Consider the following 14894-nt stretch of genomic DNA (forward strand, 5'->3'; position numbering starts at 1 on the left):
TTAAAATTTGATCGAAACGTGAGGCACTAAGCCTTTATTGATTGCATTCAGAATGGCTTTGCCCTGATCAACACTCACACCAAGATCAGTCAGGCCTTTAAGCGCTTCACTGCAAATTAGCTTTTTATGAGCTTGGTCAGCTTCACGTTCTTCAGCAGCTTTACGCTCAGCCTCAGCTTTGGCAGCCTGTTCAGCTTCAATACGCTTACGCTCATTTTCAGCAGCTTGTACAGCACGCAATTCAGCAGCTTCTTTTTCAGCTTTTAATCGAGCTTCACGATGTTCTGCTTCAAGCTTTTCACGCTGGACACGTTCAGCTTCAAAACGTGCTTTTTCTTCTGCTTCGCGGGTGGCTTTATCAGCAGCTTCACGGGCAATTTGAGCTTCACGCTCTTGTTGCTGGCGAAGTATTTCAGCTTGACGTAAGCGTTCTAACTCAGCCTGTTCAGCTTCATATTTTTCGCGCTCTACCAATGCCCTGCGTAGCACTTCCAGTGTTTCAAATTTGGCAAGCTTGGCTTGCTCTTCATATTCTTCCAAGGATGAGTCGATCACTAAGTTTTCAAGATCGCTTATCGAATCTTTAATATTGATTGATGCCCATGGGTTTTCTGGGTTTTGGCAAATAGCTGCAGTCATTCGAATTACATCAATAAATTGCTCATGCTTAGCCACACGGTCTTTTTCAGCTTGCTCCCATGCATCACGCGGGGCCAAAATTTCATTGCGAAGTTCATCAAACTTTTTAACAGTAGCAATGCGGTCATCATCAATAAGCTTGATTTGGGCCTTTTGCTCAGCAACCAATTCCTTGCCACACTTCTCAATAAAGGTTTTAGATTTACTCACCTTCATTGCCAGTGAACCAATCTGATCGCGGCCTTTTTTAGTGGTTACGTCTGGAACATGAGAACGCGCTTCTTGGGCAATGCGCTCGAATAATTCAGTGGTGCCACCTGGCTTGCGGAATGCAGCAACAACAACATTTTGGTCTGCAATTTCTAATTCGAATTTTTCCATCTCAAACCACCTCTTCAAATAGTTGTTCCGCGCGCTCATTTGCATAACGCTGCACAGCCTTAATCTGCTCATCACTCAGCGTAAATGTCTGACCTTCCTCAGCTTCAAAATTCCAAACATCAAGTAAGGTCACAGGCGTATCTTTCACCACAAGCCAAGAATCAATATCCACTGGCTCGGCATATCGCATATCACCATTCGAGCTGCGCATTTGCGTCATCGTGTGAGGTAATACAGGCATTGAACAATCAGCCGTTGCCCACAGGTTTTCACCAATCTGGCGATATAAACCAAACGTCAGTACGTTATCTTCAATCGAAAGATCCAGATCCACTTGAAAGCTCGGCAGGTCTGAAAAGTACAAATAACGGGTGAAATCTTCATTCACCTTGCAGTCAATTACTTTAGTGCTATGACCATCGCGGCACAGGAATAAAGATTGGTTTCCGATGTGATGAATAGGTCGCATTGCCGCACCACATCCACAGAATTGAGCTATTGAGTTCATTTAGCACCCCCAGCAATCGCAGCATTAATCTTTTCAATCTCATAACGATCAACATAAGCATTAACAGTCTTGTCAAAATGCACCACGTTTAGAATGTCCAGAAACTCGACTGATGCATCGTCTAGGGCATATTCAACATAGATGCTGTAATCGTCAGCCTTGACGGTAGCAAAACAGGTTTCATGGCAAGCACGTTTAAGCACTTCATATTTTTGAGCGGTGATAACCACTTGAGGATTATCATCAGCCACTTTGGCAGGCTGGAAAGCGTAAGCTACTGCTATCCCCGCGCTGATTGATGCTGCAATGAATGCAGACTTGAGAATATTGGATTTAGTTGTCATACTTATCTCACTCACAGGTTGGTTGTGGGTCACGCTCCAGGTTGTTCGTTGCAACGCTGGGGCTTTTCTTTGTTTGTGATGAAAAGATTAACTGTAGTTAATAAAATAGTCAACAATAAAATTAACCTTAGTTAAAGAAAAGTTAACTTTTTTTATTAACCATGTTTTAATAGACAAAATAAAACCCATCACAGGGATGGGCATATTGAGCTTTTGCAAGGTAATAATTATGAAAATTGCAATTTCTACTTTACTAATATTCTTGTACTTAACATCCTTAGAGATACTAATAAGTCAACCAAAAATAGATTACTGGGAAATCATCCTGATCTGTGTCCAGTTTCTATGCTCAAGTCTTGCCATACTTCATTTCCTAAAACCCAGTAAGAAGATAACAATAAAGAAGGGCAGGGTTCGACTGCAAAAACATATCGATCAGCGAAAAGAGTTAATAAAGGAAATTCGAACCCAATACAAAGATAAGCCTAAATTAAAAGCTGTTTATGGTTATCCATGGTGGCCATGGTTTAAGTAATTACCAAGTCCACGGCCTAGCTAGAATAATTGCGACCAAAGAGGTTACGACGGTTGGAATTATCCACGCTTGGTTTTTTCGAATGTAGCCTAATGCTTTATGCGTCAATTTAGATGTCCAGTGCTTCTCATTAAGCGGCATAAGGAAGAATGCAGAATCACTCCTACTGGGCTTTTGATAAATATCCTTCCCATTCCACCAAGATTTTATTGCTCTAATTATTCTTTCCATAAAACACCTAAGCCGCATATAGCGGCTTTTTTATTTCTTAAATTTTTCTATACAAACCAACAACTTTACCAACCAATCGACAATCTTCCGTCAGCTTGATAATTTGCTCATCCCACTTTGGATTTAATGGTTTCAGGTACTTGGTTGTGCCTTCAATAATAAGCTGTTTAAAGGTGGCCTCGTTATCTCCAGTGCAGGAAACAATAACTAAATCCCCAGTCTTTAGGTCACTAACCTGAAAGTCTGGATTTACATAAATGCGATCTTCAGGCTCAAACTTTGGAGACATTGAAATGCCAGTCACTACTAGGCCGTAGCCATTTTTTCCACATTCCTTGATTGGCGGCAGGTATTCGTCGATTTCCGCATCCTTTAAAACAGTCTGAATTGGATCAAACGCGCCAGCAGCCACCCACGAGATGACCGGAACCGGACGACCTTCAAAAGGTATTCTCTGAGAAAGATCCACATTGTTATCCAGCCGTGGAGATGCTTCTCTGCCTGTCAAAAGCCAATCATCACTAACATCGAGAAACCTCGCTATAAGCTTTAGCTTTCCGGCTTTTGGTTGACTATCTCCGTGAATCCACTTTCCAGCAGCCACACCTGAAACTTCAGCAGCTCTAGCTAAATCCGCAGGCTTATAGCCTTTTTCTTTTAATTTTTCTTGGAGGCGCAAGTGGAAGGACATGATCAAATCCATTCTAAATAATCTTAACTAATGTTAATACATTAAGTTGAAACTGTGGTTAAGGTGTGATAACTTTAGTTTATTAACTACAGTTAAGTAGAGAAGGCAATGAAACCCAGTGATCTTATGAGCCATTACGGCTGCAAGACCAAACGCGAATTATCCCAAAAAACAGGCTTTTCAGAAGTCACTTTATGGAAGTGGGAAAAAAATGGAATCCCACCTCGTACGCAAGCAACTTTTGAAGTTCTCACCCAGGGCAAGCTAAAGGCAAATTTGGAAGCCTTAACCGCTTAAACCAATTATCAGCAACTTAGCTTTTTTAATAAACGTGAAAGTAAACAAGGTGTTCACATGGATATATCGAAAGAGACCAAAACCGCATTGCACAAGATGGTGCACCAGTCGAACGGCATTACTCCAAAAGAGATAGCTGATCTTGTTGGTGTGTCTCATAACACGATTTTGAACTATGCCAATCCAAACATGGAAAACCATTTACCGAGCCTAAAGGCATTTGAAGCAATGCTGACTTATACGCAAAACCCAGCACCATTAAAAGTATGGGCGCACAAATTAGGTTTTGTATTGGTTCCAGTAGATCAAGCTCAAGGCAAGGATCATGAACTAGGTGTTCTTGAATCACTGCTTGGTATGAATGTGGGAAATGGTGCAGCAAACAAGCAGGTTTTATCTGCTCTGGAAGATGGTGTGGTGACACCTGCTGAAATGGATGAGACAGATCGCATCCTGGAAGAAATTGAACACAAAATTCAGTCTTTGCGTAAAGCCATGAAAGGTGAGTGTGCAAAGTATTTATCAGCTCTACAACGAGAAAAAGCCTGAGGTTAGAACTCAGGCTTTTTCGGTGTTCAAATCATCGGAGACTTAAACTATGAACATGTTAACACAAGGAAATTTTAACACAAACGAAGTAACAATGTCATCACTTGAGATTGTTGACTTTATTAACGAATACCGCGCTAAAAACGAAAGCAACCCAGTGCAACTTCGTCATGCTGATTTTATGGCGAAAGTTCCAAAGGTTTTAGGTGATAAGGGTCTACGAAATTTTTCGGATACCTATATTCACCATCAAAACGGTCAAACATACCCGTGTTTTAAACTCCCAAAACGCGAAGCTTGCTTAATGGCTATGTCATATAGCTATGAGCTACAAGCTCAAGTTTTTGACCGCATGACTGCAATGGAAGAAGCACTTAAGGCTAAAAATAGCTTCGACATCACCAATCCAGCACACCTACTTCAAGCAATCGAAGTTCAAGCCAAACTTAATATTGAGCTTACTCAAAAAGTAGCAGTACTGGAACCAAAAGCCAAAGGTCTAGACCGCATTGCTGACTGCACCAATGTACTTGGCATCCGCGAATCTGCAAAGGTTCTCAAGGTTGGTCAAAACCAGTTAGTCCAATACCTAATTGACCACAAGGTTGTATATCGCGACCAGCACGGAAAAATTCAGGCTTATCAAAAATCTGTTGATCAAAAGCTTATTCATGTTGTGACCTCTGCACCTCGCTTATTTGAGTCAGGTGAAAAGGTATTCACACAGGTAAAACTTACTCAAAAATTAATTACTCGCATTGCGAAGTGGTTAGAGCAAGGAGTAGCCGCATGACAGCCCTAAAAAAACATGAGGACAATATTGTCCAATTCTCCAAAGGTAAAAAAATGGCTGACAAGTTTGAAAAAGGCTATGTCATGTCCAGTCGGTTATACCGATATGAGGTGCGGCCTTTTTTAAGTGATGCAGCGAAAAATGTCTATGCAGAACTTGAGGATCGTATTAACGGCTTTAAGGACAAGATAACCGACCATGTGAGCTATTCACAGTTACAAGGTGGAAAACTCGAAGGCTCTAAAAAATTAAGCACCAAGACTGTTAGTAATGGTCTTAAAGAGCTTCTCAAGTTAGGTGTGATCTCCATTGTTAGTGAGAACAGCCGCAGGGGGAATGAGTACCAGATTAATGAGGTTTCATTGGTCGAGCACTTCACTAAGAAAAGTACCACTTTACCTAGTAAAGCGCTTCCCTTAGTAAAGGGCAGTACTTTACCTAGTAAAGCGATAAGCACTTTACCTAGTAAAGACACAATAGAACTAACTTATAGAACTCTATCTATAGAACTATTAAACAAGTCGCTTCGCTCTAAAAAACCTTTGGAAGCTAACTTTTATAATTTTCCTTTCTTTGTAAAACAGGAAAAAGCAAAAGCCGAAGCTGAGCGCAAAGACAAGGCTCGTAAATTATCTTATGACGAAGTAATCAAATTAACTTCAGAAAGATTTTCACTTCTCTGTGATTTCTCTCTCTGGGAACAATACGTTTCTAGTCGATCTCAAACAGCAAAAACCAAACTGACCAAAAATGCCCTAAATGCGATTTACAAAGATTTCCAGAAATGGGGGTTTGATGGCAGCAATGAGTCTTTAAAAACTTCAATCACTGGCAACTATCAAGGTTTGTTTGCACCAAAGCAGCAATTCACACCTGGACAACCAAACCCAAAACCATCTCGCTGGGATGAAATCCAACAGTTGATCGCAAAAGAGGAGCAGGGCAATGACAGCTATGGTTACTAATCAACAAACTGCGGTTCAGCCAATCAAGACAGGTCAACTGGTTGCAACTTTCAAAGCAATTGCGCCACGTTCCTTTGAAAAAACATTTGAAGGTATGCCGATTGAAGCAATCAATCATGCAATGAAAATTTGTGTTGAAGATCTTTCACGAGAGCAGGTTACAACAGGCCTTCGCATGGTTCGTGATAACGGCTTTTGTCCAGATCCAGCAATGTTCCGCAAATGGTGTCTTGGGATTACAGGTTTTGGTACTGAGCAGCAGCGCTTTGTGGATTCATTCAAAGGGAAACATGCAGCGCTGGGCAATATCGTGAAATGGCTGGGTGATAACACGCATCCAATCACAAATGCCGAAAAAGAAGCGTATGACCGCTGTTATGAAATGTTTGCTGAGATCCAGTGGGCAAAGAACGCTGATAGAGCCTCTTATTTAGCGTATGAGGCATTTAAAGATAACTATGTGGACGTAGTTAAGGAGTATGCCGAACAGGGGCAACAGCAAGCAGTCTGGGTTAAACCAGTCGCTATTGAGAAAAAGATGGTGGTTGATCTTGGTGATTGGGGTCATGGGCCTGCGCCAGCGTCTAGTCAGCCACTTCAAGGTGATGAGCTTAAGAAGTATCTGGAAGAAGCCAAGCAGAAAATTAAGCGTGTTGGTAAAAGCGCAGGGGGTGGGGTGTGATTTTTGAAACAGAAAAAGTGTCGACTCAAATTAAAGACCGTAGTGATTGGGATATTAGTGAGTGGCTGGAAAAAAACAAAGTGACTGAGCTGCCGTTAGGCTTTACCAATTTCAAGGATGGAAACATTCCATTAGATCGAAAGCAGATTGTAAAACCTGAAGCTGAGCGCAATGCCAAGCTTGAACGAATTAATCAGGAGGCGCGTCAATCCAAAGCAGTAATCAAGCGCCAGAAAGAAGCGGATCGAATCAAGCGTCAAAAGGAGATGGAAGCTAGAAAGATCGAACGTGCGATTGCCAAGCTTGAACGCGATGCAGCCAAAAAAGAACAAGCAGCGATCAAGGCGGAACTTAAAGCACTGGGTCAGACTCAGGTTCAAGTAGATCGTGCTGCAAGAATTAATCGTCAAATGTTGCTATTGGCTGAGTTTAGAAGCAAGGCGCAGCTTGGTGATATTCAGGCTATGTCTAGAATGCTTGGATTTAAGAAGGACATCATGAGCAAACTGGCTGCTGGTGGTGTGGCGTTGAATGCAAAGCGCCTGGCACTGCTTGAAGAAATCCTGCCGACTTTTGAATACGGCACACATGTAAACCGCAGCAAGGTGGTGGCAAGGGAAATTTCACCAAAGCGCCAGATATGGATCAGAAACCATGAGGCCAAAAATGCAGCTCTGGCAAAAGGCCATCGTAAATTTATCGGGTTTTGCCATAAAGAAAATAAAGAGACGATTTTCCGTATCTATGCGACTCATGATGTATCTGCATGTGTGTCGTGTGGCAAGGCTTCGCAAAAGAGAAAGCGTGAATTAACTGCAAAAAAACCACGCGAGGTATCGGAAAACAGAAAGCGGATGATCGAGGCGCAAGCTCAAAATCTTAAATCGTTTATCGGGGTGTGTAAGCATCATGGAGAAACATCGTTCCGCATTCATGATGTGAACTCGTTTAAGTGCAAAGCATGTTCAGCCGAAGCTATGCAGAAAACCCGAATAAAAACCCGCGCTGAACTTGAGAGCAATCCAAGAACAATCGAGCTTCGGGAATTTTTAAGAAGCGATGAGAAGAACGGACGGGTTTCAGCGTTGGCTAGATTCTTAGGTGTGTCCATCACTACGGTTTCAAATTATGGATTAGGGAATGCAGCAATTCCAGATCAGCAGTGGGAAAAAATCAAAGAGTTTAAGGCGCAATTGCAAGGAGCAGCAGCATGAACTTAATCGAGAAAACAGAATTAAAGGAATGTGACCATGACTGGGAAAATATTTCCAAAATTGAGGACACCAAACGTCAACTTATCTGCACTTACTGCTCAGAACAAAAAACAGAGCCTTTTGATGTGAATGTAAAGCAGTGGTCGGATGAGGAAACTGACCATTGCAACGACATTGCTAATCATATCTCGCCACTAACCAAGGTGATTGAGCATGAATGATTTAGGTTTTTTCCTGTTTTTGATAGTTGTATTTATCTCGCTGAAATTTGGTGACTCAATCAATCAGGCGATAGTGGGGTGCCAATGACTAATCTCCGTATCACCGCAGCACAGGCACGAAAAGCCGGTATTGGTCCTCGATTTGGCGTAACAACCAAGTCGGGGAAGAAGAATAAGGTAGGTGTATAAATGGTCGCAAAACTTACAGAAAATCCAGAAGCTAAAAAGAAAGCTGGTGATTATTGGAAAACCTATCTGGAGCTAAAGAGCGTTCATAAAACTGCGGATGCACATGGAACATCGCATAGTGTCGTTCATAGGCATCTAAAGGCATTTGGCTATAGGTTGAAAGGCGAGAAATTTACCAAGCAAGATGATCAAAAGATTATTGCTTACTATATGAATACGCCTGCATCAAGCTTTGATCTTGATTATTTAACAAACGAATTAGGGAGAGGGCAAAAAACCAATGTTAGTAGAAGAGCAAGGGAGCTTGGACTAACAGATAAGTCGAGAATTGCGTCTACTAGGCAGAAAGCCAGAAATTCAACATCGGCTAAAGAGGCTATTAAGCAGCATGGGCACCCAAAAGGTTTTTTGGGCAAGAAGCACACCCAAGAGGTGCGAGAGCTAATCTCTGAAAATACATCCAAAGGTCTTTCCAAGTTAACGGAAGATGATTGGGCGGCCAAAAACTTGAAGCAAGCGCAAACCAAAGAGAAGAACGGCACATTGTATCCAGCAAGACGCAAGGCATCATGGAAGCAGCAATGGGCTGAGGTTGGTGGGGTTCGAAATTTCTATAGAAGCCAGTGGGAATTAAATTATGCCCATTACTTAGAGTGGTTAAAGCAAAAAGGTCAGATCTTAAAGTGGGAGCATGAGCCTGAGACCTTTTGGTTTGAAGGAGTGAAAAGAGGCACCTGCTCATACTTGCCAGATTTTCGAGTTACAGAGAGTGATGGGTCTATTGTGTACCACGAGGTAAAGGGGTGGATGGATGATAGAAGTAAAACCAAAATCAAAAGGATGGCCATTTATCACCCGGGGGTGAAATTGATAGTTATTGATGCGAAAGCATACAAATCTCTAGCTAGAAAGGCTGCCTATTTAGTGGATGGTTGGGCATGACTGACTTAAAGCGGCTGCCATCAGAAAAAGGCGGGAAGCTGATTATTCAAGTTGAAAAGTTAAGGGTTTGAGGGGTGAGCGATGAAACTTAAATTAGAAATAGATGTGCCTGATTTTAATTGGGTTGATGTACCAACAGCATATTGGACGCCAATTGTTGAAGTTAAGGAAAAACTTCATGTGGAATTGATTAAGGATTTAATTGAATACCTTCAGCGCCTACCAGATCGACACTGGATAATTGAAGCAGATCATCAGCATGTCCGTCATCCATTTTGCCGTGAGCTTGTTCGGGATCGGTTGCGATTTATTCCTGAAAATCAAATTTGGTGGGTAGGAGAAAAGCTAAGTCACTTCTTGATGGGATTTCGAGAGGGCACTGGACAAGACTTCGATAATTACACTTTCAAGCACAGGGTTTTATCAAATGGGAAAAAGATCCAATTCAAAACATTTTCAATGATGTTTGATACCGAAGAAGAAGCACTGCGACATATAGCAAAAATTTACACCAGCCGCGATGGCTTCGATTTCGAAAAGATTTAAGAGGGAATAGGGATGAATGCGATGGTAGCTGAAAAAATGACAAACATTGAATGGTTGGGGCAGCAGTTACGGGCAAAGACTGCTAATTATGAGCCGAGTCTAGGGGGTGGCAGCTTGGAACCAATTACATGGGAAGATCGTTGTGGTGCTATTGCTTCAATCGATGATCAGGCAACAAAGGCATATTGTGAAATCTTGGTATGGGGTGACTATCGAGATAACACGATGGCTTACAATGTTTTGCATCATCATTTGGCTGCCAGTCTCTATGAGGCTTTAGCAAAGGATGTGCAGCGCATTCGATTTGATCTTAAGTCCTTTGCATTTAAGGTGGCAAAGATGGCGTTATTCTTAAGTCTTCGAGATATGGGGAATTTTAAAGCTGAAGACAAATTGCGTTTTTTTGGCATCACGGAAATGAAGATGCGTACCTACCGAGAGCACTATGCTTATCTGGAAAACATGGTGGAAATTATGCTTTCAGATATGCGCGATGAGATAGATTTTTATGCTGATATTTATCGGAAAAATTTAAGAAAAGCTTAATTGACAAATAAGCCCCATATAAGATAGTATTTTTATAGACTGGTCGTTCTATACAAAAGTGACCAAGTGTTAAGAAGCTCATCGAAAGGTGGGCTTTTTGCATTATGGCGGTTTTATTAATTTCTAGTGGTTTTTAAATTAATGCCGCCACCCCATAGATTCAAAAGGTGAGTACTACTTTGGATTGGCGACCCATTAACACAATCAATTATGAGCCATTAAAAGCACACTACTAAGCCAGTTGTCCGGAAATACCGGATAGCTGGTTTTTTATTGCCCTGGGAAATGTTGGTGTAAGCAAGATCGGGGCACCAGATTCTAAAAAACGAGAAGCAAAACAGTTTGTCTCTCGAAAACAATTAGAAAGGAGAATCAAATGCTCCAATTCATATTCTGCTTATTCGGCCTGCATGGTGCGACTGAAATCGATTACACGATTGATGATGAAGAAATCAAGGTGTGTCGGGATTGCTTGAAAGAAGTTTGAGACCCTTGTCACTTCGGTGACTTTGCCGAACGTATTACGGCAATCAAAGCCCCTCGCATTCTAGATGTTGAGGGGTTTTTTTCTTATTGGTGGTGACCATGGACATCATAGAAGCAAAACGGAATTTAGAAGTTCTGGAAAAGAATCGCAGTCGCTTAATGAATTACAACCATCTGTATTCAAGCTATGCATTTAAAGAAATGTGCGGTGCTGAACTTCGCAAAGTAAACAAACAGATTCACGGCATAGAAGAACAGTTAGATGCGGAATCCAAAAAGACTCGCTGAAGTTAGAAAGCTGCCATGTATTCGGTGCGGTAATCCACACAGCCAGGCTGCTCATTCAAATAGTGCCAAGCATGGCAAGGGTAGAGGGATTAAAGCCAGTGATGAGTTCACAGTACCGCTATGCCATTCCTGCCATTTCCGGTTCGATACGTTCCAGCTAGGTAATCGGGCAGAGAGTGAAGCAATGTTTGATCAGTGGTTGGTGAGAGTTGAGCGGATGTTGGTGATGGAAGATAGAGAGGTGTTTTGATGTATGTGGATATCATAAAAAATAAACCAGCAGGCGCCACACACTATCGTACTGACACTGAGTACCCAACATATTACATTGTTGCGCCAAATGGTGTTTTTTATTTTACAAAAAGCGGAAACCTTAAGCGTTCTTACACAGGTAAGCCGTGGCTTGAAATAAACTTGAAAGCATTTTAATCTATATATTCTGACAGCCAGATATAACATGTGGTATGTAGTGTTTTTCTGCAAAGCCTATCATTAATTTGATGGGCTTTTTTATTAGGAGTAGGAAGTGCAAAAAGCCGTGTTTCCTATCCAGAGTCATGCTGACATCACCAAAGCCATTAACTATATGCATACCAATTACACTCAGGCGATTAATGAGGGTAAGCCTTTAAGGGTGGTGATTGATCAGAAGCAGGATGATAGATCGACAGCGCAGAATCGTTTGTACTGGATGTGGTTAGGCCAGATCGAAAGAAAGAACGGTACAGACAAGGATCAGTTGCATTACGAGTTCAAGAAGAAATTCCTGATCTATATCTACCGTCGTGATGATCAGGATTTTGCTGAGATGTGTCATGCCATAGCCAAGGTGAAGCAGTCTGAACCAGATGAGTATGAAACCATTGGTAAGCAGGTCATTAGACTTTGCAGTACAACCAAATTAAGCGTTAAGCAGATGACCGAGTATTTGAATTACGTGCATGACTTTGCTGTGACTCAGTTGGGTGTGCATTTAACTGTGCCGGATGATTTGAAGTGGTGTTATCAGGAGTAGGTTAATGACATGCCAAGGCTGTGAAGCACGACGTAAATGGATAGAGAAACAATATGAGCGATCAAAAGAAAGAATGCGGTTGTGTATCGAACGACTTACTTCTAAAGCTACTCGAGCAGAACAACCAGTTATTAAAGAACCAGAACAAATTAATAGAGCAGACTAACTTAGTCTTTAGTCAGAATACTCAAGTCATCCAGATCAACAATGAACAGAATGCTCAGATCAATGAGCTATTGATTCAGTTGGAAGGTGGTGAGGATGATGAGCCTAAGAAGTCACAGTGTTTGGATGGGTGAGTAGTATGAGTGGTACACCATCATGGCGAAGCGACAAGCGAACATCAAGTGAACGCGGATATAACTCAAGATGGCGTAAGGCTAGAGAGTCGTATTTAAAGTCACATCCTTTGTGCGTTATGTGTGAAGAACAAAATAAGATTGTGGTTGCAACCGTAGTCAATCACATTGTTCCACATAAAGGTGATCAGTCTTTGTTTTGGGATAAGAGCAACTGGCAATCGGTTTGCAAATTACATCATGACTCGACTATCCAGAGGCAAGAAAAGCGAAACATTGTTGTTGGTTGTGATGAGTCTGGCTTTCCACTCAATCCTGATCATCATTGGAATAAATAGAATAGAATCAAAGACATGGGGCGGGTATCTGCTTGAAAAATAACGTTTCAGTTAAAGACCGCCCCTGTACCATCTTTTTAATTCTATTGGGATTTTAAGGGCTAGAACACATGGCAGGAAGAAAGCGGTCGGACAGCACACATGTCAAAACGCAATTAGTAGATGATCAAGATATTGCACCACCAGAACACGTCCGGCTTCGAGATATTGACATGCCGTTTTGGTATGCTCTCGTGCGCGCGCGCGTAAAGGATAGTTGGAATACAGTTGACCTGCAACATGCGGCAAACTTGGCAAGATGTCAGGCAGATATTGAGCGCATCCAGCAAGAGATTTTGGAAGAAGGCGACACGCTAACCAATGATCGGGGAACAGTTGTCCTAAACCCTAAGCATTCGCTACTGGAAACACTTAGCCGCAGATCAATCGCACTGTCAAAACATATCCAAGTGCATGCGGTGGCAACGGTTGGCGAATCAGACAAGCAAAGAGGGAAAAATTCCGCAGCAGCCAAAGGTAGAAAGACCGCTGACAAAACTAAAGAAGCGGATGATTTGCTGGCTCGACCAAGCTAAAACACAATTAATCGCATAAATCAGACCGCCATCAGGGCGGTTTTTTAATGCCTATCGTCTTATAGGTGAGATATGACACGCGGTGAGCGGGTAATTGCTTTTATCGAGAGATACTGCAAAGCACCAGAAGGTGCACACGTTGGACAGCCAATTGTCCTTGAGGATTTTCAGAAGAAATTCATCCTAGATGTTTATGACAATCCGCATGGCACACATACAGCGATTTTAAGTATTGCGCGTAAGAATGGTAAAACTGCATTGATTGCAGGCATCCTGTTGGCGCATTTAATAGGGCCAGAGGCGCAGCAAAACAGTCAGATTGTAAGTGGTGCACTCTCCAGAGATCAGGCGGCGATTGTTTTTAAGTTAGCCGTGAAGATGATTAACTTGAATGAAGCATTGCAAGATCTGGTACATATCATCCCATCAACAAAAACATTAGTTGGCTTGGCAAAAAACGTAGAGTTTAGGGCGTTATCTGCTGAAGGCAAAACAACACACGGCCTATCACCTATTCTGGCAATTCTTGATGAGACGGGACAGGTAAAAGGGCCGCAAGACGAATTTGTTGATGCTGTGGTGACAGCACAGGGTGCACATGAAGCACCGCTACTGATGGTGATTAGTACACAAGCCGCCACCGATGCAGACCTGTTGAGTATCTGGATTGATGACGCGCTAAAAGGTGAAGATCCAAAGACAGTATGTCACCTGTATACAACGCCAATGGAAAGCGACATTCTGCATAAGGAATCTTGGAAGTTATCTAATCCAGCGCTGGGCAAGTTTAGATCGGAACCTGATATGCAAAAATTAGCAGAAAAGGCCAGTCGAATGCCAAGCGCTGAAAACACTTTCCGAAACCTAAACTTAAATCAGCGCGTTTCTACTGTTTCACCATTTATTGCCAAACAGACATGGGATACATGCCTTGGTGAACTGCCACCAATTTATGAGTGTGATGAAGTTTGGGCGGGGCTGGATTTATCGGCGCGTACCGACTTAACTGCTTGTGTTTTTTTAGGTAGAAAGGGTGAGAAATACTACACATATCCTACCGTCTGGACACCAGAGATAGGTTTGGTTGATCGAGCCAAACGTGACCGGGTTCCTTATGATTTATGGGTGAAACAAGGGTATTTATTTACCACTCCTGGTGCTACTGTGGATTACGAATATGCGGCAAAGCACATTGGTGAAATTGCTTCAGATGTAAAAATTCTGCATGCAATCGCGTTTGACCGATGGCGGATTGATGTATTTAAAAAAGAGTGTGACAAGCTAGGGTTGGAATTGCCGCTTGTGGCATTTGGTCAAGGATTTAAAGATATGTCCCCCGCCTTAGATACATTGGAGGCGCAACTCTTAAACGCTCGAATCGTTCACAACAATAACCCTGCGCTAAACATGGCAGCCGCGAATGCTGTAGTAGTCAAAGACCCGGCTGGTGGTCGCAAGTTGGATAAATCCAAAGCCACAAATAGGATTGACCCCATGGTTGCTCTAGCGATGGCATGTGGTGTTTCTAATTTTGAAGAAACAAAACAAGCAACATACAACATCTACTTCGTTTAATTTATTCACTTTCCAAAGCTCGCATTACGCGGGCTTTTTTATTGG

General features: G+C 42.2%; 21 protein-coding genes. 17 read left to right on the top strand and 4 right to left on the bottom strand.

Annotated elements, in window-relative coordinates; all coding sequences use genetic code 11:
• From WFH18_RS05895 to WFH18_RS05910, 4 genes are all read right to left on the bottom strand, one after another.
• Window positions 1–1020 (bottom strand): hypothetical protein, encoded by a 1020-nt coding sequence (locus WFH18_RS05895; RefSeq protein ID WP_336754675.1) that lies wholly within the window; start codon window positions 1018–1020, stop codon window positions 1–3.
• A gap of 1 nt (window position 1021) precedes the next feature.
• Window positions 1022–1528 (bottom strand): hypothetical protein, encoded by a 507-nt coding sequence (locus WFH18_RS05900; RefSeq protein WP_336754676.1) that lies wholly within the window; start codon window positions 1526–1528, stop codon window positions 1022–1024.
• Window positions 1525–1872: a hypothetical protein gene (locus tag WFH18_RS05905; RefSeq protein WP_336754677.1), complete on the bottom strand. Its 348-nt coding sequence runs from the start codon at window positions 1870–1872 to the stop codon at window positions 1525–1527. The genes WFH18_RS05900 and WFH18_RS05905 overlap by 4 nt, the downstream gene beginning before the upstream one ends.
• Window positions 1873–2675: 803 nt before the next feature.
• On the bottom strand, window positions 2676–3329 hold the full coding sequence (locus WFH18_RS05910) for a LexA family protein (protein ID WP_279665350.1): 654 nt from the start codon (window positions 3327–3329) through the stop codon (window positions 2676–2678).
• Window positions 3330–3437: 108 nt separating this feature from the next.
• Between WFH18_RS05910 and WFH18_RS05915 the strand changes: the two genes are divergently transcribed.
• The 17 genes from WFH18_RS05915 to WFH18_RS05995 all read left to right on the top strand — a co-directional run bounded on the left by WFH18_RS05915 (window position 3438) and on the right by WFH18_RS05995 (window position 14849).
• Window positions 3438–3626, top strand: a complete 189-nt coding sequence (locus WFH18_RS05915) for a hypothetical protein (RefSeq protein ID WP_160361934.1) — start codon at window positions 3438–3440, stop codon at window positions 3624–3626.
• A gap of 57 nt (window positions 3627–3683) precedes the next feature.
• Window positions 3684–4175, top strand: a complete 492-nt coding sequence (locus WFH18_RS05920) for a phage regulatory CII family protein (protein ID WP_278364532.1) — start codon at window positions 3684–3686, stop codon at window positions 4173–4175.
• Window positions 4176–4224: 49 nt separating this feature from the next.
• Window positions 4225–4968, top strand: a complete 744-nt coding sequence (locus tag WFH18_RS05925; RefSeq protein ID WP_121980176.1) for a phage antirepressor KilAC domain-containing protein — start codon at window positions 4225–4227, stop codon at window positions 4966–4968.
• Entirely contained in the window at window positions 4965–5933 is a 969-nt protein-coding gene (locus WFH18_RS05930) for a hypothetical protein (protein WP_336754678.1), read from the top strand. Before WFH18_RS05925 ends, WFH18_RS05930 begins: the two co-directional genes overlap by 4 nt.
• Window positions 5914–6615, top strand: a complete 702-nt coding sequence (locus WFH18_RS05935; protein WP_336754679.1) for a hypothetical protein — start codon at window positions 5914–5916, stop codon at window positions 6613–6615. Before WFH18_RS05930 ends, WFH18_RS05935 begins: the two co-directional genes overlap by 20 nt.
• The gene (locus WFH18_RS05940) at window positions 6612–7829 is read left to right on the top strand and encodes a hypothetical protein (RefSeq protein WP_336754680.1); all 1218 of its coding nucleotides are present in this window, start codon (window positions 6612–6614) and stop codon (window positions 7827–7829) included. The genes WFH18_RS05935 and WFH18_RS05940 overlap by 4 nt, the downstream gene beginning before the upstream one ends.
• Complete coding sequence (locus WFH18_RS05945) at window positions 7826–8050, top strand: hypothetical protein (RefSeq protein WP_336754681.1); 225 nt, start codon at window positions 7826–7828, stop codon at window positions 8048–8050. The genes WFH18_RS05940 and WFH18_RS05945 overlap by 4 nt, the downstream gene beginning before the upstream one ends.
• A gap of 189 nt (window positions 8051–8239) precedes the next feature.
• Window positions 8240–9181, top strand: a complete 942-nt coding sequence (locus WFH18_RS05950; RefSeq protein ID WP_336754682.1) for a DUF1064 domain-containing protein — start codon at window positions 8240–8242, stop codon at window positions 9179–9181.
• Between the two features lie 81 nt (window positions 9182–9262).
• On the top strand, window positions 9263–9727 hold the full coding sequence (locus tag WFH18_RS05955) for a hypothetical protein (protein WP_336754683.1): 465 nt from the start codon (window positions 9263–9265) through the stop codon (window positions 9725–9727).
• 12 nt (window positions 9728–9739) lie between these two features.
• Window positions 9740–10273 carry a hypothetical protein gene (locus tag WFH18_RS05960; protein ID WP_336754684.1) on the top strand — a complete coding sequence of 178 codons (534 nt, stop codon included), beginning with the start codon at window positions 9740–9742 and terminating at the stop codon, window positions 10271–10273.
• Window positions 10274–10858: 585 nt separating this feature from the next.
• Complete coding sequence (locus WFH18_RS05965) at window positions 10859–11047, top strand: hypothetical protein (protein WP_313397842.1); 189 nt, start codon at window positions 10859–10861, stop codon at window positions 11045–11047.
• Window positions 11022–11297, top strand: a complete 276-nt coding sequence (locus WFH18_RS05970; RefSeq protein WP_336754685.1) for a DUF968 domain-containing protein — start codon at window positions 11022–11024, stop codon at window positions 11295–11297. Before WFH18_RS05965 ends, WFH18_RS05970 begins: the two co-directional genes overlap by 26 nt.
• A gap of 276 nt (window positions 11298–11573) precedes the next feature.
• The gene (locus WFH18_RS05975) at window positions 11574–12062 is read left to right on the top strand and encodes a recombination protein NinB (protein WP_336754686.1); all 489 of its coding nucleotides are present in this window, start codon (window positions 11574–11576) and stop codon (window positions 12060–12062) included.
• A 53-nt stretch (window positions 12063–12115) separates the two neighbouring features.
• Complete coding sequence (locus WFH18_RS05980) at window positions 12116–12361, top strand: hypothetical protein (RefSeq protein WP_336754687.1); 246 nt, start codon at window positions 12116–12118, stop codon at window positions 12359–12361.
• A 5-nt stretch (window positions 12362–12366) separates the two neighbouring features.
• Complete coding sequence (locus tag WFH18_RS05985) at window positions 12367–12699, top strand: HNH endonuclease signature motif containing protein (protein WP_336754688.1); 333 nt, start codon at window positions 12367–12369, stop codon at window positions 12697–12699.
• Window positions 12700–12809: 110 nt separating this feature from the next.
• On the top strand, window positions 12810–13274 hold the full coding sequence (locus WFH18_RS05990; RefSeq protein WP_005263193.1) for a hypothetical protein: 465 nt from the start codon (window positions 12810–12812) through the stop codon (window positions 13272–13274).
• A 72-nt stretch (window positions 13275–13346) separates the two neighbouring features.
• Window positions 13347–14849, top strand: coding sequence for a terminase large subunit (locus tag WFH18_RS05995; RefSeq protein ID WP_336754689.1), 1503 nt, complete (start codon window positions 13347–13349; stop codon window positions 14847–14849).
• Window positions 14850–14894 lie beyond the last annotated feature (45 nt).

The organism is Acinetobacter sp. USHLN143 (genome assembly GCF_037145695.1).
Lineage (GTDB): Bacteria > Pseudomonadota > Gammaproteobacteria > Pseudomonadales > Moraxellaceae > Acinetobacter > Acinetobacter fasciculus.